23 protein-coding genes are annotated in these 24,033 nt (G+C 58.6%); 18 read left to right on the forward strand and 5 right to left on the reverse strand.

Annotated features, from left to right (window positions below):
- The first annotated feature begins 35 nt into the window (after window positions 1-35).
- From AU074_RS25125 to AU074_RS25165, 9 genes are all read left to right on the forward strand, one after another.
- Window positions 36-629: an antibiotic biosynthesis monooxygenase gene (locus tag AU074_RS25125; protein ID WP_076017006.1), complete on the forward strand. Its 594-nt coding sequence runs from the start codon at window positions 36-38 to the stop codon at window positions 627-629.
- Window positions 626-2,464: an amidohydrolase gene (locus AU074_RS25130; RefSeq protein WP_076017007.1), complete on the forward strand. Its 1,839-nt coding sequence runs from the start codon at window positions 626-628 to the stop codon at window positions 2,462-2,464. Before AU074_RS25125 ends, AU074_RS25130 begins: the two co-directional genes overlap by 4 nt.
- A 23-nt stretch (window positions 2,465-2,487) precedes the next feature.
- The gene (ycaC, locus tag AU074_RS25135) at window positions 2,488-3,105 is read left to right on the forward strand and encodes an isochorismate family cysteine hydrolase YcaC (protein WP_003207315.1); all 618 of its coding nucleotides are present in this window, start codon (window positions 2,488-2,490) and stop codon (window positions 3,103-3,105) included.
- A gap of 106 nt (window positions 3,106-3,211) precedes the next feature.
- Window positions 3,212-4,096: a LysR family transcriptional regulator gene (locus AU074_RS25140; protein ID WP_076017008.1), complete on the forward strand. Its 885-nt coding sequence runs from the start codon at window positions 3,212-3,214 to the stop codon at window positions 4,094-4,096.
- A 182-nt stretch (window positions 4,097-4,278) separates the two neighbouring features.
- Window positions 4,279-4,785, forward strand: coding sequence for a hypothetical protein (locus AU074_RS25145; protein WP_076017009.1), 507 nt, complete (start codon window positions 4,279-4,281; stop codon window positions 4,783-4,785).
- A gap of 15 nt (window positions 4,786-4,800) precedes the next feature.
- The gene (locus AU074_RS25150; protein ID WP_076017010.1) at window positions 4,801-5,523 is read left to right on the forward strand and encodes an ABC transporter ATP-binding protein; all 723 of its coding nucleotides are present in this window, start codon (window positions 4,801-4,803) and stop codon (window positions 5,521-5,523) included.
- The gene (locus AU074_RS25155) at window positions 5,520-6,713 is read left to right on the forward strand and encodes an ABC transporter permease (protein WP_076017011.1); all 1,194 of its coding nucleotides are present in this window, start codon (window positions 5,520-5,522) and stop codon (window positions 6,711-6,713) included. The genes AU074_RS25150 and AU074_RS25155 overlap by 4 nt, the downstream gene beginning before the upstream one ends.
- 58 nt (window positions 6,714-6,771) lie before the next feature.
- Window positions 6,772-8,178 (forward strand): TolC family protein, encoded by a 1,407-nt coding sequence (locus AU074_RS25160; RefSeq protein WP_256576967.1) that lies wholly within the window; start codon window positions 6,772-6,774, stop codon window positions 8,176-8,178.
- Window positions 8,168-9,433, forward strand: coding sequence for an efflux RND transporter periplasmic adaptor subunit (locus tag AU074_RS25165; RefSeq protein ID WP_076017012.1), 1,266 nt, complete (start codon window positions 8,168-8,170; stop codon window positions 9,431-9,433). Before AU074_RS25160 ends, AU074_RS25165 begins: the two co-directional genes overlap by 11 nt.
- 79 nt (window positions 9,434-9,512) lie before the next feature.
- On the opposite strand, the gene AU074_RS25170 is transcribed toward AU074_RS25165, so the two are convergent.
- Window positions 9,513-11,093, reverse strand: coding sequence for a rhodanese-related sulfurtransferase (locus AU074_RS25170; RefSeq protein ID WP_076017013.1), 1,581 nt, complete (start codon window positions 11,091-11,093; stop codon window positions 9,513-9,515).
- Window positions 11,090-11,713, reverse strand: a complete 624-nt coding sequence (locus AU074_RS25175) for a cysteine dioxygenase (protein ID WP_076017014.1) — start codon at window positions 11,711-11,713, stop codon at window positions 11,090-11,092. The genes AU074_RS25170 and AU074_RS25175 overlap by 4 nt, the downstream gene beginning before the upstream one ends.
- Before the next feature lie 220 nt (window positions 11,714-11,933).
- Here AU074_RS25175 and AU074_RS25180 point away from each other — a divergent pair, with 220 nt between their 5' ends.
- Both AU074_RS25180 and AU074_RS25195 read left to right on the forward strand, forming a co-directional pair.
- Window positions 11,934-12,839 (forward strand): LysR family transcriptional regulator, encoded by a 906-nt coding sequence (locus AU074_RS25180; protein WP_076017015.1) that lies wholly within the window; start codon window positions 11,934-11,936, stop codon window positions 12,837-12,839.
- A 960-nt stretch (window positions 12,840-13,799) separates the two neighbouring features.
- Window positions 13,800-14,423 carry a hypothetical protein gene (locus tag AU074_RS25195; protein WP_076017016.1) on the forward strand — a complete coding sequence of 208 codons (624 nt, stop codon included), beginning with the start codon at window positions 13,800-13,802 and terminating at the stop codon, window positions 14,421-14,423.
- Here the strand turns inward: AU074_RS25195 and AU074_RS25200 are convergent.
- From AU074_RS25200 to rfaH, 3 genes are all read right to left on the reverse strand, one after another.
- A complete protein-coding gene (locus AU074_RS25200; RefSeq protein ID WP_076017017.1) occupies window positions 14,375-14,722 on the reverse strand; it encodes a hypothetical protein in 348 nt (115 codons plus the stop codon). The two genes, AU074_RS25195 and AU074_RS25200, sit on opposite strands and share 49 nt — an antisense overlap.
- Window positions 14,719-15,027, reverse strand: a complete 309-nt coding sequence (locus AU074_RS25205) for a phosphomannomutase (protein ID WP_256576961.1) — start codon at window positions 15,025-15,027, stop codon at window positions 14,719-14,721. The genes AU074_RS25200 and AU074_RS25205 overlap by 4 nt, the downstream gene beginning before the upstream one ends.
- Window positions 15,028-15,146: 119 nt before the next feature.
- On the reverse strand, window positions 15,147-15,656 hold the full coding sequence (gene rfaH / locus AU074_RS25210) for a transcription/translation regulatory transformer protein RfaH (protein ID WP_076017019.1): 510 nt from the start codon (window positions 15,654-15,656) through the stop codon (window positions 15,147-15,149).
- 232 nt (window positions 15,657-15,888) lie between these two features.
- On the opposite strand from rfaH, the gene AU074_RS25215 reads away from it, so the two are divergent.
- The 7 genes from AU074_RS25215 (at window position 15,889) to AU074_RS25245 (ending at window position 23,993) form a co-directional block, all read left to right on the forward strand.
- Window positions 15,889-16,329 carry a low molecular weight protein-tyrosine-phosphatase gene (locus AU074_RS25215; protein WP_167663199.1) on the forward strand — a complete coding sequence of 147 codons (441 nt, stop codon included), beginning with the start codon at window positions 15,889-15,891 and terminating at the stop codon, window positions 16,327-16,329.
- A gap of 45 nt (window positions 16,330-16,374) precedes the next feature.
- Window positions 16,375-18,603, forward strand: coding sequence for a polysaccharide biosynthesis tyrosine autokinase (locus AU074_RS25220; RefSeq protein ID WP_076017020.1), 2,229 nt, complete (start codon window positions 16,375-16,377; stop codon window positions 18,601-18,603).
- A gap of 105 nt (window positions 18,604-18,708) precedes the next feature.
- The gene (locus AU074_RS25225) at window positions 18,709-19,980 is read left to right on the forward strand and encodes a DUF6369 family protein (RefSeq protein ID WP_076017021.1); all 1,272 of its coding nucleotides are present in this window, start codon (window positions 18,709-18,711) and stop codon (window positions 19,978-19,980) included.
- On the forward strand, window positions 19,977-21,437 hold the full coding sequence (locus AU074_RS25230) for an oligosaccharide flippase family protein (protein WP_076017022.1): 1,461 nt from the start codon (window positions 19,977-19,979) through the stop codon (window positions 21,435-21,437). The genes AU074_RS25225 and AU074_RS25230 overlap by 4 nt, the downstream gene beginning before the upstream one ends.
- Entirely contained in the window at window positions 21,434-22,585 is a 1,152-nt protein-coding gene (locus tag AU074_RS25235; RefSeq protein WP_076017023.1) for a polysaccharide pyruvyl transferase family protein, read from the forward strand. The genes AU074_RS25230 and AU074_RS25235 overlap by 4 nt, the downstream gene beginning before the upstream one ends.
- A complete protein-coding gene (locus AU074_RS25240) occupies window positions 22,575-23,450 on the forward strand; it encodes a polysaccharide lyase (RefSeq protein ID WP_256576963.1) in 876 nt (291 codons plus the stop codon). The genes AU074_RS25235 and AU074_RS25240 overlap by 11 nt, the downstream gene beginning before the upstream one ends.
- Window positions 23,451-23,993 (forward strand): DapH/DapD/GlmU-related protein, encoded by a 543-nt coding sequence (locus tag AU074_RS25245; protein WP_076017024.1) that lies wholly within the window; start codon window positions 23,451-23,453, stop codon window positions 23,991-23,993.
- The last annotated feature ends 40 nt before the right edge of the window (window positions 23,994-24,033 follow it).

Raw genomic sequence — 24,033 nt, forward strand, 5'->3', positions numbered from 1 at the left:
GCGGCCATCGCTCACGTATTAAGGGGAGGGGCACGATGGACTCAGCAACGCAACAAGGCGGCCCGGACGAGGTTGTCACCTTGGTGGTCAAACACCGCATCAAGCCCGGCCACGAAGCCGACTATGAAGCTTGGCTGCGGCGCATCGTGCGTATCGCGGGCGAACGTCCGGGCCATCTCGGCGTCGACGTGGTGCGCACCCGGCAGGGCGGCTTGGCGCTGTTCACCTGCGTGCTGCGTTACCGCTCCACCGATGACCTGGAGCGCTGGCTCGATTCGCCGCAGCGCCTGGAGCTGATCAACGAAGCAGCACCGATGCTGGCCGACGGCGACCAGACTGAAGTCGGCGCGGTCAACGAGTTCTGGTTTTCGCCCCTGGCCGATGCCGCTGCCAAGCCGCCACGCTGGAAGCAAGCGGTGGTCACGCTGCTGGTGATCCTGCCGCTGACCTTGTTGGTGCCGATCATCTGGGGCCCGGTACTGAGGCTGCATCCGTTCTTGTCCAACTACATCGTCGCCACCTTCCTGGTCACCGTGACCATCGTTGTTCTGGTGGTTTACCTGCTGATGCCGGCGGCTACCCGCCTGTTCGCTCCCTGGCTTGAAGCCTCTGTAAAGGAAACCCTATGAACGCCGATCTGATTCTGTTCAATGGCCAGTTCCACACCGTGGACCGTGAAAACCCCCGCGCCACGGCAGTCGCCATTCACCAGGGCCGCTTCGTCGCGGTGGGCACCGACGGCGAAGCCATGGCCCTGCGCGGCAGTGGCACCCAGGTCATCGACCTCAAGGGCCGCACCGTCATCCCTGGCCTTAACGACTCGCACCTGCACCTGATCCGTGGCGGCCTGAACTACAACCTCGAACTGCGCTGGGAAGGCGTGCCGTCCCTGGCCGATGCCCTGCGCATGCTCAAGGACCAGGCCGACCGCACGCCCACGCCGCAGTGGGTGAGGGTGGTGGGCGGCTGGAACGAATTCCAGTTCGCCGAAAAACGCATGCCCACCCTCGACGAACTCAACCAGGCCGCACCCGACACGCCGGTGTTCGTGTTGCACCTGTATGACCGTGCCTTGCTCAACCGCGCCGCTCTACGCGTGGCCGGCTACACCAAGGACACGCCGAACCCGCCCGGCGGCGAGATCGTACGCGACCACAACGGCAACCCCACCGGCATGCTGGTGGCCAAGCCCAACGCGATGATTCTCTACTCGACCCTGGCCAAGGGCCCGAAACTGCCCCTGGAATACCAGGTCAATTCCACGCGCCAGTTCATGCGTGAACTCAACCGCCTGGGGCTGACCAGTGCCATCGACGCCGGCGGCGGATTCCAGAACTACCCTGACGACTACGCCGTGATCGAGCAGTTGGCCAAGGACGAGCAACTGACCGTGCGCATCGCCTACAACCTGTTCACCCAGAAGCCCAAGGAAGAACTCAGCGACTTCAAGAACTGGACAGGCAGCGTGACCCTGCACCAGGGCGACGACTACCTGCGCCACAACGGCGCCGGCGAGATGCTGGTGTTCTCGGCGGCGGATTTCGAAGACTTCCTCGAGCCACGCCCGGACCTGCCGCTGACCATGGAGCAGGAGCTGGAACCCGTGGTGCGCCACTTGGTGGAACAGCGCTGGCCGTTCCGTCTGCACGCCACCTACAACGAATCGATCTCGCGGATGCTCGACGTGTTCGAGAAGGTCAACCGCGACATCCCGTTTAACGGCCTGCCGTGGTTCTTCGACCACGCCGAAACCATCACCCCGCAGAACATCGAACGGGTGCGGGCGCTGGGCGGCGGTATCGCGATCCAGGACCGCATGGCGTTCCAGGGTGAGTACTTTGTGGAGCGCTACGGCGCCAAGGCCGCCGAGGCCACGCCGCCGATCAAGCGCATGCTCGCCGAAGGCGTGCCGGTGGGCGCCGGCACCGACGCCACCCGAGTGTCGAGCTACAACCCCTGGACCTCGCTGTACTGGATGGTCAGCGGTCGCACCGTGGGCGGGCTGGAGCTGCACGCCGAAGGTTTGCCCCGGCTGACCGCCCTGGAACTGTTCACCCATGGCAGCGCCTGGTTCTCCTCCGAACAGGGCAAGAAGGGCCAGATCAAGGTCGGCCAATTAGCGGACGTGGCGGCACTGTCGGCGGATTTCTTCAGCGTCGACGAAGAAGCCATCAAGTGGATCGAATCGGTACTCACCGTGGTCGGCGGCAAGGTGGTCTACGGCGCCGGCGACTTTGAAGATTTCGCACCGCCTCGCGTGCCCGTGCTGCCGGACTGGTCGCCGGTGGCCAAGGTGCCGGGCCACTGGCGCCCGACTGCGCCGCTGCAGGCCCAGGTTCACCAGTGCAGCGGCCCGTGTGGCGTGCATTCCCATAGCCATGAACGGGCGCGTCTGTCGAACGTACCGGTCAGCGACTTCCAGGGTTTCTGGGGCGCATTTGGCTGCTCATGTTTTGCCTTTTGAATACAACCCCAAGGAGTTCACCCATGACTTACAAACGCCTGAACAAAGATGATGCCGTAGTACTGCTGGTGGATCACCAGACCGGCCTGATCTCGCTGGTACAGGACTTCTCACCCAACGAGTTCAAGAACAACGTACTGGCCCTGGCGGACCTGGCGAAGTTCTTCAAACTGCCGACCATCCTCACCACCAGCTTCGAAAGCGGCCCCAACGGCCCGATGGTCCCGGAGCTCAAGGAACTGTTCCCGGACGCGCCGTACATCCCGCGTCCTGGCCAGATCAATGCATGGGACAACGAAGATTTCGTCAAGGCGGTAAAAGCCACCGGGCGCAAGCAACTGATCATTGCCGGTGTGGTGACGGATGTCTGCGTGACCTTCCCGACGCTGTCGGCGCTGGCTGAAGGCTTTGAAGTGTTTGTGGTTACCGATGCGTCGGGCACCTTCAACGAAACCGTGCAACAGGCCGCCTGGGCACGCATGACAGCAGCCGGTGCGCAACTGGTGAACTGGTTCTCGGTGGCGTGTGAGCTGCAGGTCGACTGGCGCAACGATATGGAAGGCCTGGCCAACCTGCTGTCGCCGCGCATTCCCAACTATCGCAACCTGATGAACAGCTACTCGGCGCTGACGGCCAAGTAACCTCAGGGCCGAAGCAAGCTCCCTCGCCACATGGGTATCGATATTTGATTTGTGGTGTGGCGACTGGCGGGCTATAAAACAGCCCAGCGTCCACCGAGCAGAGACAATGAACCCCTTCGAAGACATGCGCCTGTTTTGCCAGGTCATGGAATCCGGCAGCTTCACCGCCGCCGCCGAACACCTCGGCCTGTCCAAGCAATTTGTCAGCCGCCGCCTGATCCAGCTGGAAGAACGCCTGGGCGTACGCCTGCTCAACCGTTCTACCCGCCGCCTGGACGTAACGCCGCTGGGCCAGAGTTACTACGAATCGGCCTTGCGCCTGCTCAGTGAAGTCGAGCAAGTGGAGCAGGGCATCTCCGGGCAAAACACCGAGCCCCGCGGCACCATTCGCTTGAGCGCGCCGTTGTCGTTTGCCATGGCGCATTTGGGCAGCCTGTTGCCGCTGTTTTTGCAGCGCTATCCCCACGTGTCGGTGGAAGTCGACCTCAGCGACCGCCCCGTCGACCTGATCAGCGAAGGCTACGACTTGGTGCTGCGCATCGGCACACTTGAAGACTCCACCCTGATTGCCCGCCGAATCGCCAGCGTACAGCGTGTCTACTGCGCCAGCCCCGACTACCTGGCCCGATGTGGCACCCCGCAAACCCCGGAAGACCTCGCCGAGCACGCGTGCTTGCCCTATGGCCACAGTCGCCAAGTGCAATGGCGTTTTATGGTGAAGGGCAAACCGTTGGTGTTGAATGTCAGCGGGCGCATGCGCGTGAACAACGGTGAGTTGCTGCGGGACTCGGCAATCGCCGGGTTGGGCGTCACCTACCTGCCGACTTTTATCATCGCCGAAGCCCTGAACGACGGGCGCCTGGTCCCTCTGTTGGACGCGTTTGCCCCTGTAGCCTTGGCCCTGTCGGCGGTGTTCCCCCAACACCGGCAAAGCTCACGGCCGGTGCAGGCGTTGATTGAGTTCTTGCGTGAAAGCCTGACGTTGGCATAACTCCGGTTATTGATTGCTGGTTGGATACTTATAGATTGATCAGCGATTCTAAATAAATGCTAAGGAAACTCCTACGTGTCAGCCCGATGGTGAAGTTTATATTTTCCGGACTGGCATCTTTGTTGAGTGATAGAGGGTGTCAAGTGTCAATAAATTAGAAAAAATCATAAGTGAGTTAGTTTATGAAAAAAATAATCGCGCCGATTTTACTGTGTGCCGCCTGTGCGGTTTCTTCTTTGTCCGCTACCGCGAACTCTGGGATTAGTATCAAGCCATATCCCATGCCTGCCGTGACAACCACAACGACAAAATTTCAGCAGAGTTGCACCAAGAATGTGGGCAATGCTTATTACGCTGGCGGCGTCTTTTATCAGCCGCAATTTAGAGGGACGGCGTATGGGGTGGTGACTCGCTCGTCGACGGGGCACAAAACAGTCAAGGTGACTGGGTATAACATTTATAAACATTATATTAAGCAGAATGCCGGTAACAAGGCCAATCTGAACCTCAGTATTGACAGTGGAAGCCAACACAAATCTGCGGATAACCTGAAGCAGCACACGAATTGGGGGACTATTGACTCGATCGATCTCTCACGTACGGCTGTGAATGGGCGGACGGCGAATTTTCAATTCATTTTTGATAAGAGTGGTAACGATCCGAGTTGCACTGCCACCCTCGCGCTATAACTGAATAAAGTCCCGATGGCAGTGGCGCAGCTTGATGATATTCATTTGGATAAGTTTATCTCGCTCATAGATATCACCAAGTGCTATCAGTTGGGCGGCAAGCCGTGTCATGTGCTTAAGGGCACCTCGCTGTTTATCGGCGCCAAGGAAAGTTGTGCGATCCTTGGCGCATCGGGATCAGGCAAAAGTACATTGCTTAATATACTTGGCCTGTTGGATCTGCCTGACAGCGGTCAATACCGGTTTGCTGGCCACGATGTACTCACGGCGTGTGCTGATCAACTGGCTGCGCTGCGAAACCGGCAAATCGGTTTTGTTTTCCAGAATTTCAACCTGATTGCGCGGATGACGGCGCTTGAAAATGTCGCCCTTCCCCTGAGCTACCGCGGCGTTGGTCGCCGTGAGGCCTTGTTGCGTGCAAAGGCGATGCTCGAACAAGTGGGGCTCTGCGATCGGTCTGCCCATCGTCCTGCGGACTTGTCGGGTGGCCAGCGCCAACGCGTGGCCATCGCTCGCGCATTGGTGGGGCAACCTTCTCTGATCCTGGCTGATGAGCCCACCGGTAATCTCGATCACCAGACGGCCCACGACATCATGGACCTGTTGTTGTCACTCAATCGGGAGCACGGGACCACCTTGGTCGTGGTCACCCATGACCCTGCTATCGCGCGGCGCCTGGATCGGCAGATTCGCGTCATCGACTCAGTTGTACAGGAGGACCGGCAGTGCCTTGCGTGAGCACGGTGGCCGGGCTGGGAATCGTTGAGCTGGTTCGCGATGCCGGCTTGAGCCTGCGTGGCTTGGGCAAGCGATCGATTCTCGCGCTGGCGGGTATTGTCATGGGCAGCGCTTCGGTCATTGCCTTGATCAACATCGGCAATAACGCCGCTCAAGAGGCTGAAGCAATCTTCCAGGGCATGGGGGTCGACACACTGCTCGTTCGGCTTCCTGATGTACCGGGCATTGGGGCGAACCTGCACGTTGATAGCGCAGGCCTGCGCTCGATAGTTCCTCATCTGCGCAGCGCTGCACCCATTGCGCAAACCGGTACGGAATTCGTGTTCAAAGGACGCAGCCTGAACGCGACGTTGGTTGGCAGCACGGCACAGTTGGCTGATGCCATGGGGCTGGAGTTGCAGGTGGGACGTTTTTTGTCTGACTTTGACTCGCGTGCAACCTACGTGGTTGTCGGGCACCAACTGGCCCAGGTGCTGGCGGCAGAGGGCAGCCCATTGTTTGTGGGCGATCACCTGCGTCTCAACGATTACCTGTATCAGGTCATTGGCATCTTGCAAGACAGTGCGGACGGGCTGATGGCGCCCGTCAGAGCCAGTTCTTCATTGATCATCCCGCTTGCCGGCATGCGCCGCGTTGACGCCAGCGCACAGGTGGATGAGGTGATTGTCCGTGCCATGCCTGATCAGGACATGAACGCATTTTCGGTCAGTGTGCGTGAGGCGTTGTTGTCGATCGTCGGGCCGCACGACGTCGACATCATGATTGCCCGGCAAATGATCGAGGGCATGTCCCACCAGAACCGTACCTTCAGCTATTTACTGATGGCGCTCGCCGGGGTGTCTTTGTTGAGCGGCGGGGTGGGAGTCATGAATGTGATGTTGGCGAATGTTGCCCAGCGCCGCCAGGAGATCGGTGTGCGCATAGCGCTGGGGGCCCGTCGCCGGGACATTCGCTACTTGTTTTTGTTGGAAGCGCTGTCGCTGACGGCCGTGGGCGCGGTGTTGGGTGCGCTGCTGGGTGGCCTGTGTGCCTGGGCGTACTCATCCTTGTCTGGCTGGAGTTTTTCCCTCGCCGCGTCATCGCTGGCGTTGGGGATGGGCAGTACCCTGCTGGTGGGCCTGTTTTTCGGGTTATACCCCGCCATGGCGGCCGCCAGGCTGCAACCGGTGGAGGCCTTGCGTGAAGAGTAAGGGCCCGGTGGTACTGGCTGTATTCCTTGGCTTATTGAGCCCGGCGGGACACGGCACGCTGCAACATTATGACGGGGTCAGTGCACCCAGCTTGCCGGGCAGTTTCAGCCTGTCCCTTGGTGAGCAGATGACCCGCCTTACCCTGGGCGAAGCGATTTATCTCGGCTTGCGCAATAACCCGAGTATCCGTAGCGGCTACTTGCAACGTGTCGCTGAAAAATTCGATCTGCAGGTCGCCGAGGATGCCTTCAAGCCCAGGTTGACGCTGAAAAGTACCTACCTCAATACCCAGGGCAGCGAAGATCGCACGCGCAACGCTGAGCTTTCGCCCCGCGCTGATTTGTTGGGCGAGTACGGTACCCGCCTGAGCCTGGGATGGACCCGACAGATGAATACCTCCGAACAGGCGGCCGGGATGCGCAGTGACGGCCTTGAGTTGGCGGTGATCCAGACGCTGATGCGTGGCGCCGGGCGTGAGGTCACGACTGCGCCCCTGCGCCTGGCCAGGCTATCGGAGCAGGCGCGGCGTCTGAACCTCAAGGCCAGTGTTGCCCAGACCGTCAGTGGGATCATCACCACGTATAGGGACTTGCTCCATGCCCAGGAGCAACTGAGCATCGTCGAGCAGGCACTCCAGCGTACTCATTCTTTGCTGGAGGTGAATCGGGCGCTGATCCGGGCGGGCCGCATGGCCGAGTTTGATGTGGTACAGACTCAGGCTGATATTGCCGCCCAGGAGTTGGGCGTCGAAGAGGCACACAATCAGTTGCAGCGCAGCCGTGTTGCGCTGCTGCGACTGCTGGCCCTGGACCTTTCGATTCCGGTACAGGCCAGTGAGGTGTTGGATGCGTCCCAGACCCACATTGACCGCCGGCAGGCGCTGCAGTTGGCGCAGGTTCAGCAACCAGAATACCTGGCGACCTTGCTGCAAGGCCAGCAGGCAGAATTGAACCTGGTGATCGCCAAGGACCAGTCGCGCTGGGACCTGTCGCTGGTGGCTGGGGCCAATCAGAGGGTCGACCGCCATGACACCGGCGCAACCCGGCGCTGGGATCGCTACGCCGGTGTGCAGTTGGAAATTCCCCTCGGCGATCGCAGCGTCTATCAGGCGGAGGTGCAGGCGCGGGTCAATCAACAGACCCAGGAAATCGCCCTGGCTGATGCGCGCCAGGCCCTCGATGCCGAGGTCACCACCGTGGTGCGCGAACTGGGCACTTTATGGCGCCAGTACGAAATCGCCCGGCGCTCTGTCGACCTTTCACAACGCAAGCTGGACATCGAACGGGAAAAGCTTGGCGCAGGAGGCTCCAGCAACTTTCAGGTCATCAGTTTCGAAGGCGATTTGCGTAACGCACAGAGTGCGCGGTTGGGTGCACTGATCGCTTATCTGAATGCCCAGACCCGCCTGGAGTTGACCCTCGGCATGACGTTGGAGAGCTGGGAGATTGCCCTCAATGATTATTAAAAACTCCGTATCGCGACAGCTACTGGTGGGCGGTGCAGTTCTACTGGCGGTGGTGACGGGCGGGCTGATCTTCGGCGCCGGCACGCCTGGCGTCAGCGCCGGATCGGATGCGAATTGGCTGGCGGTACAACCGGGTCCGCTGGTACGGCAGATCGCGCTGGCGGGCCGGATCGAGGCTCATCACACCGTCATCCTGACGGCGCCGTTTGACGGCAATGTACTGATCAAACAGGTGGAGGAGGGCCAGCAGGTGACTGCCGGGCAAGTCTTGTTGAGCATTGATCCGGCGCAGGTCCAGACGCAGTTACGTGAAGCCCTGGCTGTACAGCTCAAGGCTCGGCGTGCGGTGCGCGAGCTTGAAGAGTGGGACAACGGTGGTGCCGTGGTGCGCGCGCGCCGCGCAGTGCGCACCGCCCAGATGCTGATGAGCAACCTGACCCACAAGCTCGAGGAAAGCAGCCAGTTGTTTGACCGCGGCATCATTGCCCGCAACGAGCTGGATGACTTGAAACAGCAGGTTCAGATGCAGCACCTGGAGCTGGCTGCCGCGCACGGTGAACTCAAGCAAGTGCTGGAGCAGGGCACGGGTGAACATCGCCAGATCGCTGACATGGAACTGACTAACGCCACAGTCAAGTATGAGGCGTTGCAACAATTACTGGCTGGCCGCGAGGTACTGGCGCCGTTCGATGGTGTGGTGCTCCCGCTGCCCGCCTCACAGGGCGCTGAGCCTGGAGCGCCGCCGCCTTTACAAGCCGGCAGCAAAGTTGCGCAGGGCCAGCCGTTATTGAGCCTGGCTAACATTGAGCAGCTGAAAGTCGTGGCAAAAGTCTCGGAGCTGGACGTTAATCAACTGCGTCCGGGGCAAGCCGTCGAAGTGCTCGGTGATGGCTTCGAAGGCGAGCGTTTGAGCGGTTCTGTGTTGGGTGTCAACGGCCTGGCCTTGGCTGACGAAGGTGCCTCCAGGTTTGCGGTGACGCTGTCGATTGCGCGGCTCACGCCCGAGCAGCTACAGCGCGTACGCTTGGGCATGAGTGCCCGTTTGACTATCGTCACCTATCGCAATGACCAGGCGCTTGTCGTCCCACCCGCGGCCATTGCGCAGGAGGGCGACGTGCACCGCGTAGCCTATCGCAAAGACTTGTCGCAGCCGGAGGAAAACCTGGTGGTCACCACCGGGCAAACCACCGTGCAAGGGGTTGAGGTGTTCGGGCTGCCGCCGGGGTTTGTGCGCATTCCGAAATTGCTCAATTAACTGTAGGAGCGAGCTTGCTCGCGAAAAGCGTGAGAGCGCCGCTGGGCGCCAGGTACCCAGCGTCATCGTTAACGACCTTTCAGATCACATAAAACCCATGTGTTCCGTCGCGAGCCAACTGGTCCACCAGGCCGAACTCCCAATCCAGGTAGGCCTGCATGGCTTCCCTCGGGTTGTCGGTGCCTTCGTACGGGCGGCGGTAGCGGTCGATGCGCGGTGAAGCGAGGCGGGTTTCGCCTTCCTCCAGGGGCAGTAGCGCGGCGATCCAGCTGGCGGTGCCGCCCTCCAGCAGGAACACCGGCTTGCCGGTCAGCGCTTCGACTTCCGCTACCGCGAGGCGCGCCAGCTGGCTGCTGCCGCAAGTCAATACGTAGCGTTCGGCAGCAGGCACCTTGCGCAAGGCTTCGGGCAACTGCCCGCGCAACGCCCACCAGGCACCGGGGATATGGCGCTTGACGTAGTTGGCGCTGGCGGTGAAGTCGAGTACCACGGTGTCGCCATGGGCCTGCCATTCGGCGAGTGTCTGGGGGCTGATCAGCTCGGCCTGTGGCGGCGCCGGGACGGGAGCGACCCACGCACCCTGTTCGCTGAAATCCGCAGGTTGCAGGTCATCCAGCACATACACGTCCCAACCCAGCTGTGCGAGCCAGGAGGCAGACATATTGGCGCGCACGCCGTCGTCATCTGCCAGTACCAGCCGAGCGCCGCGCACGCTGGCGACGTGATCGGTTTCCTGCACCAGTTGGCCGCCCGGTGTGGAGCGCGAGCCGGGCAGGTGGCCGGCGGCGAATTCTTCCGGGGTGCGTACGTCGAACAGGTAAGTGGTGCGTGCGGCTTCCTGCTGCCAGCGTTGCAGGTCGGCGAGGGTGGCGCGACCTGCGCGGGCTTTGTCGGCGACTTGGCGGGCGTCTTTGGCGGCGATCTGACGGTGTTCTTCTGAAGTCGGCGCAAAACGTCTAGCCTGGCCGTGTTGCAGCTTTTGCCCGGCGAGGGTCCAGCCGATGGTGCCGTTGCGCAGGGCCGACACCGGGTTGGCGATGCCGGCATTGATCAGCGACTGGGTGCCGATGATGCTGCGGGTACGCCCGGCGCAGTTGACGATAATGCGGGTGGCCGGGTCCGGTGCCAGCTCACGGGCGCGCAGCACCAGTTCGGCGCCGGGCACGCTGATGCCGGTGGGAATGCTCATGGTCTGGTATTCATCAAAGCGGCGGGCGTCGAGCACCACCACGTCGGCGTTACTGTCGAGCAAGGCCTGCACTTCTTCAGCCGCGAGGGACGGCGTGTGGCGCTGGCTTTCCACCAACTCGCCAAAGGCCTTGCTCGGTACGTTGACGTCGATAAACAGCTCGCCACCGGCGTTGCGCCAACCGTCCAGGCCGCCTTCCAGCAGGCTGACCTCGGTATAGCCGAGGGCCTGCAAGCGCTGGGCAGCGATCGGCGCCAGGCCTTCGCCGTTGTCGTAGACGGTCACGTGGGTGTCCAGGCGCGGAATGCGTGAGTACGCCTCCAGCTCCAGTTTCGACAGCGGGATATTCGAGGCGAACAATGGGTGGGATTCAGCGAAGGGCGCTTCCTCACGCACATCCACGAGGGCGACTTCTTCATGGTCCAGCAGGGCCTGGCGGATCTGGGCGAAGCTGCGGTTCGATGCAGTCATGGGGCAGGGCTCTCTTTGGACAGGGCGTCTTTGGACAAATCCCAGATGTTCGGGAGGAAGGCGTTGGAATAACCGGAGATAAACAGTTTCTCGCTGCCGTCTGGCTGGTACACGGCGCGGCGTACGGCACCGATGTTGGCGCCGTATACATGAATGCTGATGGACACCTGGTCGCTGAACGCATTGCTGACTTGATGGATGTCACCGATCTTTGGCGACACCGCTTCCACCTGGCCGGGCGCAAGCTGGATGCGCTTGCCGTCGGCGATCAACGCGCCCTCGGAGTTACGCTCAAAGCCCTGGGAATACTCGGAGCCGCGCAGCATGCCGATCAGCCCCCACACGCGATGGTCATGGATCGGCGTGGCCTGCCCCGGCCCCCACACAAAACTGACGATGCTGAAGCGCTGGCGCGAATCGGCGTGCAGCAGAAATTGCTGATAACGCTCGGGGTTGGGTTGGGCAAACTCGTCCGGCAGCCAGTCGTCGTGGCTGACCAGTTGCGCCAGCAGCTTGCCGCCGCGGTGCAGCAGGTCGCCTTCGCGAGGGTTGCCGTCGATCAATTCCGCCAGGGCGCCAATGAATGCTCTGAGTCTCTCCGGGTGTCGGGCCTGGGTCATGACAATTCCATCGTGGGTGGTTCAGGGTGATGGCTTTATCTAAGCATAATGTTTGATCTTAATATGCTGTCTTTTAATGATTAGGTTATAGCTGAAAGTAATTTAGAACCGGCCTGAGTCGCGTGGGTTGTTATCGATCAGCCCGGTGGCCTATCCAGCTACCGGTAATGGAACTATGCTTTTCACACATTTTAATGACTGTTCTCTATGTGCGGCCCAAATGAAAATTGACGATATCGATGCCTTTGTCGAAGTGATTCGTTGCCAGTCCATCAGCCATGCCGCCGAGTCATTGCAGCTGACCCAGCCGGCCATCACCCGTCGCGTGCAGAACTTCGAGCAGGCGCTGGGGGTGGAGTTGTTTGACCGCAACACCAAGCCGCTCAAGCCTACCTTGATCGGTACGCGGGTGTATGAGCAGTGCCGTTCGATCCTTCGGGAAATGGACGCCCTGCGCGAACTGGTGGCTACCGACGCACCGCCCACGGGCGTTCTGCGCCTGGGCGTGCCGCAGACCATCGGCGACGTGGTGTTGCTGGATGCCCTGAAGCACCTGCGCGGTGAGTTTCCCGAGCTGCGGGCGCAGGTTGCTACCGGTTGGGGAAGCCAACTGGTGGGCAAGATCGAGCGTGGTGAGCTGGACGCGGCGGCGGCGCTGTTTCCGGCGGGCAAGATATTCCCGGATAACATCGTCGGCGAGTCTCTCGGCAAGGTGGAATTGGTGGTGGTGTGTGGCAAGGCTCAACTGCCCAGGAAGCCCTGCAAGCTGGCGGACGTGTACCAGAATGGCTGGATCCTCAACCCGGATGGCTGTGGGTTCCGCGCCGGGTTGCAACGTACCTTGGCGGATCAGGGGCTGGCGTTGCGGGTCAATCTGGAGACCTTTGGCACCGAGTTGCAACTGGGGCTGGTGGCTGACGGCCTGGGCCTTGGGCTGGTGCCACGGCCGTTGCTGGAACGCAGTGTCCATCGCGATCAATTGGCGGTCATGCCGTTGAAGGACTTCAAGCCGGTGATGGACTTGTGGCTGATCTATCCGCATTTTCTTGGCAACCTGCAAGGGCCGGTGGATGCGTTTGGCAAGCTGGTGGCGGGGTCGTTGCACAAGGCTCGTCATGCGGAGTGAGCCTGCAACCACGCTGAGAGGAGGGGGCATATCCGTTATTTGGGTGATGGCTGATATGGGTTCCGCTCTTACAGCGGCTCACTTTTGAAGAGCGCAAAAGTAAGCAAAACGCTCTTGCCCCACCACTCGGCACCTCGCTTGGGCTCGGTGTGCCCTCACTCCGGCTTTGGAGCGTGGGCCGCCGCGATGGGCCATCCATGGCCCAGCGCGGCTAACCCGGCGTCCTGCCGGGTTACCCACGCTCCAAAGCCTGCGTTCGGCCAGCGTGGTTTAACGGGGCGCCTAAGATCAAGATCAAAAGCAGATCAAGAGCACAGCGGCCTACAGGCCGGCTTGAGTGTGGTGAAGCAACAGCAGAAGCAACAGCAAGATCAGAAGCTAAAGCGGGCACGGTCCAAATGTGGGAGCGGGCTTGCTCGCGAAGGTGGTTAACGATGACGCGGGCATCCTGATTCAACGCGGCGGTCTTAGGTTTTTCGCGAGCAAGCTCGCTCCTACAGAAAAGCAGCTCTGCTTTCGCTCTGGATCTTGCCTCTGCTTCTAACACTCAAGCCGGCCGGTAGGCCGCTGTGCTCTTGCTTTTGATTTTGATCTGCGGGCCCCGTCAACCACGATGGCCGCAAGTAGGCACGGTGGAGCGGGTAAATCGGCAGGGAAGCCGATTTAGCCGCGCCGGGCCATGGATGGCCCGTCGCGGCGGCCCGCGGAACCGGGCCGGAGTGCGGGCATGCCGAGCCTAGGCGAGGCACCGAGTGGTGGGGCAAAGACTTTTTGGTTACTTTTGGGGCGTTTGCCAAAAGTGACCCGCTGTAAGAGCGGAACCATAAGCAGCCGTTACCTAAATAACGGATATGTACTCGGTCCACATCCAAATGGGCCACCGAGCCCCGAAGTCGTTGTGTTTTACCCAAGTCTAAGGTCTCATTGGGACCAGCAAAAATCGCACGTAAGGAACAGCACTTGATACGGGAAGAACTGGCGCAATATGGCGGTATCACCGTCATGATTCCAGCCGCAGTGGTGATCGCCGTCTGGCTCTGGTACTCCCGGCCCCAGGCGGTCAAGTGGTGGCTGATGACAATCGCCTGCACCTATTCCATCGTGGCGTTCAGCAAGTTGTTGTTCAAGGGCTGGGGCGTTTCGCTCCAACACCTTGATATCGCCGTGCTCAGCGGTCACGCCATGAATACCTCGTTGATGGTCCCTGTGGCGATAAGCCTGGTAGCCCGCCGCATCAACCCCGATTGGCGCTGGCCCGCGGCTATCTGCGGGCTGTTGATCACCGCGTGGTTCAGCGCTTATTGCGTCGCGCCCTATATTCACCCGCTTAACGAAGCGCTGGCCGGTGGCTTCTTGGGTGGAATGGCGGCGATCGCTTTTCTATGGCGACTGGAAGTGGTTGAGGTGCGGGTTTCCCCATCCCTGATCGGTGGGGGAATGGTAATTCTGCTGTTAAGTGCGATGGCGCCCAAGTACAACGCCGAGAAACTGCTCAACCATGTCGCCGTGGCGGTTTCAGGGGCTGATGAGGCCCATCAGGAGCCTTCCTGGCGCGCCTCTTCCATGCCGATGAACGCCGAGTAAGTGGCCAGGTCCAGGGCCAGGTTACTCTCCACCAGCAGCTCCAGCAGTACCGTCTGGCAATTGAAGCGCCGTGCATCGCCACGGCGCTGAGCGCGCTTCATTTGCTTGAACAACGTATCGGTGATGGCTTGCGGTGAGTTGTCTCGCAAGCGATCCAGCCAGTGGGACAGCACCTGGGTGTTGCGCGCATATTGCTCCGCCGGCAGCTGTTCGTTGGGCGCCAGGCCCACAAATCCTTCAAACGCGTCCGTCAGCCTTTTCAAGGCGTAGGCACGTTTCAGGTCCTCATAAATGCTCATGGCCGCTCCTCGGTGCAGGAGATGTTGGCGAGTAACTCGGCCGTCTTCATTTGCATCAGGTGGCTGTCGCCGCGACTCTCCACACACAGGCAAATGGACAGGGGATTGCTCACCTGCAATTTGAAGCGCCAGTCGGCAAAGACCATTGAAAGCCCGCTACAGGATTCGTCGCTGTCCAGTGAATTGCTGGCGTATAACACCTGCATGCGTTCTACAACGGTGGTTGAACTATTAACCTTGACGTGGATGTTTCCCGAAGAAGGAAACAGGCCGATACGCTCTACCAATAGCTTTGAACTTTTCATGGCCGTCCCTCGCTGTTTATTCAGGTATTACTTTATTCTGAAGAGGTGAAAAAGTAAGGGGATGTTATTTTTAGTCTGCTAATAAGTTGGATGTTATTTTTCGTCTGAATAAGTGGGTTTCAGCAAGTCAACTCGACTCGGCTGATTTCCGCTAACGGCAAGTTTATTCGCTGTTCCCGTTGCAGGAAGTTCATCAGCAATACCACGCGTTCTTCTCCATCCATGGCCAGGAAGACGGCCTCAAGTTCGGCAAACGGCCCTTCGTTGATGCGCACGCTTTCGCCGGGCTTCAGCAGGGGTGCCACAACGCCGTGATGGTCTCGCTCCTGCAGCTCGCCCACCAGTGCGTCGCTGATGGGCAGCGGATGGGCGCCGAATGCGACGACCCGCGACACCCCGCGGGTCGAGCGCAGGGAGCTCCAGCTGTCCTGCAGGCTCATTTGAATAAACAGATAACCGGGAAACACCGATTCGCGAGTGGTCCTGCGCTGGCCCTTCAACAGCCGTTCGCGTTTATAGGTAGATCGAAAACAGGTGTAGCCCTGACGCTGAAGATGTTCCTCGGCGCGCTCGTCCTGCCGGGATTTGCACTGGACCAGGTACCAGGCTTTGTTGGCGTTTGCGCTCATGGAACTTCCTCTGTTTATATAAAACGATACTCAGCGGTCATGTAATTTAAAGCCGGTGCGTACTGCAAAGTCATGAATGTTATAAATCGTCGGGTTGGTGGGGGTGTTGTTATTTTTCGTCCGGAGATAGTTTTGGGTGAAGTGGGGGTTCCATGGTAATAAATACTGCCGCGAAGTTGCGAAGTTGATGTTATGGCTTCGTGGGGTAATGGATGGCCCGGGGAATAGTGTCTTGTTTAAAAGAGTGTTGATTGTCTGTATCGGCAATATTTGCCGCAGTCCCACCGCGGAAAGCCTGTTGCGTGGCGCACTGAGTCGCTGCGATATCAAGGTCAGCTCGGCGGGCATCGCCGCGTTGGTCGGCAAGCCGATTGAAACCACCGCGCGTGCGGTACTCGAGGCCCATGGTCATCCAGCTATTGAGCACCAGGCCGTCCAGCTGGAGCCGCAGGCGATCAGTGAAGCCGACCTGATCCTGGTGATGGAGCGACAGCACATCAGCGCCGTACTCAGCATGGCGCCCGAGGCACGAGGCAAGGTCTTGCTGCTGGGGAAATGGCAAAACGAGCGAGAGATCAGCGACCCCTACCGGCAAGGGAAAGCTGCTTTTGTGCACGCTTATGCGTTGATCGAAGAAGCCGTAAACGCATGGGCGCAGCGTCTCGCACGCTGATCGCCATGACTTTTTGAATCGAAATAAAGGCTAAGAATCCGACTTATGCAGCAAGCGCCAGCAGTCACCGTACGGGAAGACGATAACGAGGAGATTGATCTCCTCGGTCTGTTTGGAACACTGATCGACCACAAATGGTTGATCGCCGCAGTTACCGGCGCCTTTATGCTCACGGGCGCCGCGTATGCGGTGTTGGCGACTCCGGTCTTTCAGGCGAATGCCCTGTTGCAGGTCGAAGCGAAAAAGAACGACTTGCTGGGCTTCTCGGACATCGGCGGCATGCTCGGCAAGGAGTCGCCTTCGGCCACCGAGATCGAATTGATCCAGTCGCGGTATGTGATTGGCAAAACCGTCGACAACCTGAAACTCGATATCGTCGTACAGCCGATGTACTTCCCGGTGGTCGGTGAGTTCCTCGCGCGCCGCTTCCAGAAGACTAACCCCGATGCAATCGCCGAGCCCTTGCTGGGCCTGGACAGTTTCGCCTGGGGCGGCGAGTCGCTGAAGATTTTCAAGCTGGACCTGCCCGACGGGCAACTGGGCAAGAAGCTGACCCTGACCGTGGGTGAAAACGCGCATTTCACCTTGGTGGATGAAGATGACCAAGTGCTGGCGGCCGGCGAGGCAGGGCAACTGATCGAGCAAAATGGCGTCGCGTTCCAGATTGCAGAACTGCGTGCCAAACCCGGCACGCGTTTCCGGGTGATCCGCAATGCACGCCTGACCAACATCCTCGACTACCAGGAGAACCTGGACGTGGTCGAGCGGGGGAAAGAGTCGGGCATGATCGGCCTGGCGCTGGAAAGCACCGACCCGGACCAGGCGATCAAGATCCTCAATCAGATCGCGGCCATTTACGTGCGGCAAAACGTGGAGCGCACCTCGGCTGAGGCGGCGCAAAGCCTGGCGTTCCTCAAGGAGCAACTGCCGGAGGTCAAGAAGGACCTGGAAAAAGCCGGCAAGGCCTTGAACGAGTACCAGACCCGCAGCAAGTCGGTGGACATCACCCTTGAAACCAAGGCGATTCTCGACCAGATCGTGGGGCTCGATACCAGCATCTCCGAGCTGAAGTTGCAGCAGGCCGAGATGGACCGCAAGTTCACCCGTCAGCATCCCGCGTATCGCGCATTGCTGACGCAGATTGGCGAGTTGACCAGCAAGCAGCAAAGCCTGGCGAGCCGGGTAGAAAGCCTGCCCTCGACCCAGCAGGAGCTGTTGAGTCTGACCCGGGATGTCGAGGTCGGTACGGCCATCTATACCCAACTGCTGAACAAGTCCCAGGAACTGGATGTGATGCGCGCGGGGACCGTGGGTAACGTGCGCCTGATCGACACCGCAGACGTCAATTACTTCAAGCCGATCAAGCCGAAAAAGATCCTGATCGTACTGATCGCGACCCTGCTCGGCGGCTTCCTGGCGGTGACGCTGGTGCTGCTGCGCAAGGCGCTGAATCGTGGCCTGGAAAGCCCGGAGGCTATCGAACAACTCGGGTTGCCGGTGTATGCGTCGATTCCGTACAGCCCGTTGCAAAAAGGTGAAGAAGACAAAATCACCCGCGGCCGTGGACGTACCGATGCCAAGTCGTCATTGCTGGCCATCAGTCACCCTACGGACCTGGCGGTGGAGGCCTTGCGCAGTTTGCGCACCAGCCTGCACTTCGCGATGCTCGAGGCACCCAATAACCGCATCATGATCTCCGGCCCCAGCCCCGAGGTGGGCAAGACCTTCGTCTCGGTCAACCTGGCGGCGGTCATCGCGCAAACCGGGCAGCGCGTCTTGTTGATTGATGTGGATATGCGCCGTGGCTACCTGCACAAAGTGCTGGGTGTGCCGGCCAAGGATGGGCTTTCCGACATCCTCTCCAACCAATGCACCCTTGAAACCGCGATCCACAAAACCGGCATTGAAAACCTCGACATCATCAGCCGCGGGCAGATACCGCCCAATCCTTCGGAGTTGCTGATGCATCGCAACCTGACCGAACTGTTGTCGCAAGTCAGCGAACGCTATGACCTGGTGATTCTGGATACGCCACCGCTATTGGCCGTGACTGACGCGGCGATTGTGGGACGGCAGTCGGGGACCAACCTGATCGTTACGCGTTATGGCTTGAACCCGGCAAAAGAAATCGAACACACCATTCGCCGGTTTGCCCAGAACGGCATCGTGCTCAGAGGCGCGATCTTCAACGGCGTTGAAAAGAAGGCCTCGGCCAAATATGGCTACGGCAACTACGGGTATTACCAGTACGAGTACCAGGCTGATCGGAGCTGATTCACCACTGTCATTGCAGGATAGAGGTCACGTTCTCAGGAAATGAACGAAAAATCCTGGGGCGGTAGCGTGCCAAATTCAAATCAGCATAAAGAATACCCAGCCATGTTTTACCTGTTATCCCTTATCGCGCTGTCAGCGGGTTTGCTCGCGGCGAAAAATCCAAAATACTCAATTGTAGTGTTTGGGATAATGCTGGCTGTTATTCCCACGGGTAACTCCTACAGCGAAATAATCTCGCTCAAAGGCATCTACTTTTTTGACTTTTACATCGTCGGTGGGCTGGGTGCACTGCTGGTCAGGCAGGTGGTTTCTCAGAAGAAACAACTGACAGTTCCAGGCGGCCTGCTGTTTGGCTGTGGACTCTATGTGGTGTTACTGGCGTGCGGCTTGCTGGAGTCTTCGAACAAGTACCTGTTGAAGGATGTTCGACCTTTTATAATGATTCTGTCGTTTATCGTGCTCTCAAACATCGCGACCCTTGCCGCGAAAACCCTGAAGCTGCAAACCGTGCTTTTGCTATTGATTGCGATGACTGCATTCAACGTGCTGGATATCGCTTGGTTGCGGTTGGGCTTGTACAAGTTTCAAGACGTCTACTATGAAGAGAACGCCTACCGGTACCTGGATGGCGGTACGTACGCCGCCGTGGCTTATCTGATTTATTACTTCATAGACCCACGGCTGTTTGAACAGAGAAAAAAGCTCGCAAGAATTTGTCTGGCGACCTCTTTCATCTGTCTGTTTATCGCCAACTCGCGGTTCATCTTTGTTGCGGTGTTTGCGGCGATCATCATTCACCAATATATAAAGCCGGCCCGCATGATCGGGGTCGCCCTGGCCGGGGCGGTTGTGCTGATGGCGTTTATCGGCGTCAGCAACATGATCGGTGCTGATCGAATCAATGACGGTTTGTCTTCTGAAGGCATGGCCGCTCAACTGGGCACTCGTTTCAGCCCCGCGCTGGAACTGATCCGGGGCATGAACCCGCTGCATTACTTTGTCGGATTGGGCGCGGGAACGCCGTTCGAAATTCCCTGGTTTGAATACCGTGGCCTCGATGACAAGAACTCGAATATCGACAGTGCCTACTTAACGTACTTCGTGAAGTACGGGCTGATCGGCTTGTACTTGTTGTACGTGTTCATTACCTCGATTACCCAGCACATGAACAGCCGGGTGGCGGTCTCGATCGCTGTGTTTTTGGGCGTGATGTTCGTTGTGTCGGCCACGCCTTATCAGCCTTACGCCATCGGGATCGCTTATGGCGCCATCGTCCTGCGCGTCTGTGCGGAACACACGGCCAGGCAACGCAAAAAGCTGCTCAAGCCAAGCCTGCCGCGGATAACCACGCCCTTACAGGTGAATGCCGGATGAACAGCACCGTATTGAAAAAATTCGTCTCCAGTACGGCCTGGAGCTTTATATCCGCCGTCGCTACCAAGGTGTCGGTGGTCATTACCGGCATATTGGTGGCCCGGGTACTGGGCGCCCAATCCTTTGGTGAATACGGCCTGATCCAAAGTGCGATTGTGATGCTGGCCAACGTTGCCGCCCAAGCAACCACCACGGCAACGGCCAAGCATATCGGGCAGTTCAAAGAAAGCAGCCCCGAGAAAACCGGCCGGGGTATCGCCCTGACGCTGATATTTTCGGTGTTTTTCAGCGCGATGATCATCGGGACAGCGCTGTTTTTCCCGCACTTCTTCTCCAGCGTTATTTTGGGCGCAGACAGCCTGAGCGCGGCGTCGCTGATTGTATTGGGCACCATCACGTTCATTATTCTGTCGGGGTGGACCCAAGGCTGCCTGACCGGTTGGGGGCAATACCGCTTGATTGCGACGATCAATGGAATCATCGCGATTGTCGCGATCCCGGCGACGTACTTCCTCACGGTCAAGTTCAGACTCAACGGCGCGCTGCTGGGGTTGGCCGGTTCCCAATTGCTGATCGTGTTCTTCAGCGCACTGGCCTGCTGGAAAATACTCAAGGCCCGGAACACCACGCTGAGCTTCACAGGTGCGATGACTGAAAAGCATGCCGTGCTGTCGGTGGGCCTGCCGGTATTGCTGACGGGCTTGATGGTCGCCCCAATGAACTGGTTCGCCAACAAGTTGTTGGCAGAAACAACTAACGGCCTTGCGGCGTTGGGCATGTACGCCGCCGCCATGCAATGGAACGCGATCTTTTCACATGTCTCTGTAGTATTAGGCTCCGTACTGGTTCCGATGCTGGCTGCAGCGCTGGGCGGTAAAAACCGCAAGCTGGACGCCTTGAACTTTCTGTCAGGCTGGTTAGTGGTGCTGGTGATCATACAGCCGGTGATCATGTTTCCCGAGTTGCTGGCCAAACTCTACGGGAGCAGTTTCCTCGGGCGGGATTTTGAAGTCACGTTGGTGCTGGTAATCCTCGGATCTTTGCTCAGTGCATTCAAGTCGGGCATATCAAGAAAGATGATCGTGATGAACCTGGCTTGGTTCAGCGTCATGAGTAACATTCTATGGGGCCTGCTGTTTATCGCCGGCGCGTTATGGCTCAGGGAGCAGGGCGCAATCGGGATTGCCAAGGCATTCATCGGTTCGCAGTTCATCCACTTCCTGCTGGGCCTGCCTTATTTTGTTTATAAGAAAATACTGCCTTTGGAACTGCTTATTTCTCCCAGGATCCTGATCCTGTGGACATTGCCTTTTATCAGTTTCATAGCCAGCGCCTACGTTGAAAGTGTGCTGTATCGATTGATGATTATGGCGACGATATTTATCTACATTCTTGCAACGACGTTTGCCTTGAATACCGTGTTTAATGACCCCGTGGAAAATGGAAGCCCAGCATGAATGTCAGTAAAGTTTATATCCGGGGTGCATACGGTCCGGGTAACTTGGGTGATGACGTATTAATGCTATGCGTGATCAATATTCTGAAAAAGCGCTTTAAAGAGTCGGATATTGCGGTGGGCGTTGACCATCCGGAGATCGCCAGGAACTTCAACCCGCGCATCAAGTGGCTGCATATCAAGGAACCGGTCAAGGCTGACCTCGTGGTGTTGGGCGGCGGCGGCCAGTTCTTCTCGTTCATCCCGCCGGCCAAAGAAGTCACCGCCACCACCGGTCGACTGGCGAAGGCCTATAAGAGCATCAAGGCTCAAACCGACCTGAAGTCCACGCTGTTACGCCTGTATGTCGGGCTGCGGGGCGGCGTCGACAGAATCTATTTCCATCAGCGTCTGGCGGCGTTCTGTATCGGCCTGGGCCCGTTTGATGGCGGCGGCAAGCTGTTGACCCGTGCCGTCAGCGTGATCAATCGCTGTGACTACATTTCCGTGCGGGACGGTACCAGCCAGCAGCATTGCAATACCTTTGGAAAGAAAGACGTGGAGGTGTACACCGACCCCAGCCTGCTTTCCGATCTGTGGATCTCCAGCAAAGACCTGGAAATCGGCAGCCTCAAGAAGGGCAAATACCTGTCCTTTATCCTGCGCGACTGGCCCCACGACGCGAACGGGCAACAGTTCATCAAGGCGATGGTCAAGGCCGCTGATGAGTTGGCCAAACGTGGCGAGCAGGTGCGCCTGGTCTCGCTCTACAAAGAGCGTGACCAGCACCTGATCGACAAGTACGACACCTTCGAGTGGTTGTGCTGGGACGCCGCCGGCGATACGCCTGAAACCTTCATGGCGAAACTGATCGTTGAGTCCGACGTGATCATCAGTGCGCGGGCCCACGGCGTACTCCTGCCGGCTTCCCTGGGTTTCCCGACCATCGCCGTTGAGATCGAAAACAAGCTGAAAAAAGTCCATGAAATGCTGCCGCACGGCACGAAGCTGGTCAGCGTCCCGGACCCCGACGTGATCATGAGCACCATCAGCGAATTCCGCCAATCGAAAGCGCAAATGGCCGAGCACCTCAAGCAAGAAATTTCCCAGCGATCTTCCATTGCGCAAAAAGCGGTCGACGATTTTTTGAAATGGGTCGATGGAAAATAAAGTGGAGGGGGCAACCGACGTGAAAAAGACAGCCTTGACGCTACTCACTTTGGCGTTCTCTGTGCAGGTGGCCGCGAGCGGCGCAACAGAGGTAAGCGACCGCTGCGAGCAACGCATCAAAAACATCTATCCGTCACTTCCTGATGTGTCGCAGGTGCTCGACGGTGCTCAGGCGCAGAACAGCATCAAGGGCCGCGCCAATTTAACCAACAAAACCTACAGCCAGAAAATCAAGGACATCGCCGTGCATTTTCCCGCCGGCTCGTACGACCCGGGCTCGATGGTGCGCTTGGGTTTGCCCTATGGCGGAATCGAATTCAAATCCGCGCTTCCGCAACCGGGCAGGGAATGCCTGGTACTGACGTACGAGTTAAAGTTCGACGAGAACTTCAATTTTGTAAAAGGCGGCAAGCTCCCGGGTCTCTACGGTGGCACCGGCAATACCGGCGGAAAAATACCCAACGGCCACGATGGCTTTTCCACGCGCTACATCTGGAAAGAGAAGGGCACCGGTGCGATCTATGCCTATTTGCCCACCAGCAAAACATGGGGCACGGCAGTAGGCCTGGGCTCCTGGATATTTACCGTCGGCCAATGGCACAGGTTGGAGCAACTGGTGAAGTTGAATACGCCAGGGCAGGCCGACGGCGTGATTTCGATCTGGTACGACAAAAAACTGGTGCACTCCGAAACCGGACTGACGTTCAGAGACACGCCGGACATCACCATTGATGGCCTGCTGTTTTCTACGTTCTTTGGTGGGAATAACCCGTCTTTCGCCACGCCGGTCAGCACCAATATCCGCTTCAGGAATTTTGTGATGAGTTCCCAGCGCGTGACTGATCCATCAGGGCAGGGTGACTAAGTGAAAAACCTGAAACTGAATATCAAGAAGGCCGCTGTTGCGCTGTTTAATTCGCTGCTCAGCCTGGCGTTGTTTTTCAATCTGAGGCGTTCACTGCTCAGGCTGACCGGCTGCCGGGTGGGCGCAAAAACCACGGTTCACCGCAAGGTGGTTTTTTTCACCTTCGGCAACTTCTCCATCGGGAAAAACTGCACGGTCAATTACGACTGCTACCTGGACAACAGGGCGGGTATCCAGATTGGGGATAACGTCAATATTTCCCACAACGCCCGGATTTATACCTTGGGTCACGATATCGATGACCCGATGAGTTGCCTGGTGGGCAAACCCGTAGTGATCGAAGACAACGCATGGATCTTTCCCAATGTGATGGTGATGCCAGGCGTCACCATCGGAAAAGGCGCCGTGGTTTATCCAGGCAGTGTGGTCACGCGCAACGTTGAAGCGTACTCGATTGTGGGCGGCAACCCGGCCAAACATCTTCGCTACAGGAATAAAAATATTCTGTACCGCGCCGACTTTCCGATTTGGTTTGCAGTGTAAGCCCTTCACTTGCCCCTTCTATTTATGCAGGACTCTGACG

This window comes from Pseudomonas sp. ATCC PTA-122608 (assembly GCF_001952855.1).
Taxonomy (GTDB): domain Bacteria; phylum Pseudomonadota; class Gammaproteobacteria; order Pseudomonadales; family Pseudomonadaceae; genus Aquipseudomonas.

What these genes read in the sequence shown, in the direction of transcription:
- AU074_RS25125 (WP_076017006.1), top strand. Translation starts at nt 36, where the DNA reads ATGGACTCAGCAACGCAACAAGGCGGCCCGGACGAGGTTGTCACCTTG.
- AU074_RS25130 (WP_076017007.1), top strand. Translation starts at nt 626, where the DNA reads ATGAACGCCGATCTGATTCTGTTCAATGGCCAGTTCCACACCGTGGAC.
- ycaC (WP_003207315.1), top strand. Translation starts at nt 2,488, where the DNA reads ATGACTTACAAACGCCTGAACAAAGATGATGCCGTAGTACTGCTGGTG.
- AU074_RS25140 (WP_076017008.1), top strand. Translation starts at nt 3,212, where the DNA reads ATGAACCCCTTCGAAGACATGCGCCTGTTTTGCCAGGTCATGGAATCC.
- AU074_RS25145 (WP_076017009.1), top strand. Translation starts at nt 4,279, where the DNA reads ATGAAAAAAATAATCGCGCCGATTTTACTGTGTGCCGCCTGTGCGGTT.
- AU074_RS25150 (WP_076017010.1), top strand. Translation starts at nt 4,801, where the DNA reads ATGGCAGTGGCGCAGCTTGATGATATTCATTTGGATAAGTTTATCTCG.
- AU074_RS25165 (WP_076017012.1), top strand. Translation starts at nt 8,168, where the DNA reads ATGATTATTAAAAACTCCGTATCGCGACAGCTACTGGTGGGCGGTGCA.
- AU074_RS25170 (WP_076017013.1), bottom strand. Translation starts at nt 11,093, where the DNA reads ATGACTGCATCGAACCGCAGCTTCGCCCAGATCCGCCAGGCCCTGCTG.
- AU074_RS25175 (WP_076017014.1), bottom strand. Translation starts at nt 11,713, where the DNA reads ATGACCCAGGCCCGACACCCGGAGAGACTCAGAGCATTCATTGGCGCC.
- AU074_RS25180 (WP_076017015.1), top strand. Translation starts at nt 11,934, where the DNA reads ATGAAAATTGACGATATCGATGCCTTTGTCGAAGTGATTCGTTGCCAG.
- AU074_RS25200 (WP_076017017.1), bottom strand. Translation starts at nt 14,722, where the DNA reads ATGAGCATTTATGAGGACCTGAAACGTGCCTACGCCTTGAAAAGGCTG.
- AU074_RS25205 (WP_256576961.1), bottom strand. Translation starts at nt 15,027, where the DNA reads ATGAAAAGTTCAAAGCTATTGGTAGAGCGTATCGGCCTGTTTCCTTCT.
- rfaH (WP_076017019.1), bottom strand. Translation starts at nt 15,656, where the DNA reads ATGAGCGCAAACGCCAACAAAGCCTGGTACCTGGTCCAGTGCAAATCC.
- AU074_RS25220 (WP_076017020.1), top strand. Translation starts at nt 16,375, where the DNA reads ATGCAGCAAGCGCCAGCAGTCACCGTACGGGAAGACGATAACGAGGAG.
- AU074_RS25225 (WP_076017021.1), top strand. Translation starts at nt 18,709, where the DNA reads ATGTTTTACCTGTTATCCCTTATCGCGCTGTCAGCGGGTTTGCTCGCG.
- AU074_RS25230 (WP_076017022.1), top strand. Translation starts at nt 19,977, where the DNA reads ATGAACAGCACCGTATTGAAAAAATTCGTCTCCAGTACGGCCTGGAGC.
- AU074_RS25235 (WP_076017023.1), top strand. Translation starts at nt 21,434, where the DNA reads ATGAATGTCAGTAAAGTTTATATCCGGGGTGCATACGGTCCGGGTAAC.
- AU074_RS25240 (WP_256576963.1), top strand. Translation starts at nt 22,575, where the DNA reads ATGGAAAATAAAGTGGAGGGGGCAACCGACGTGAAAAAGACAGCCTTG.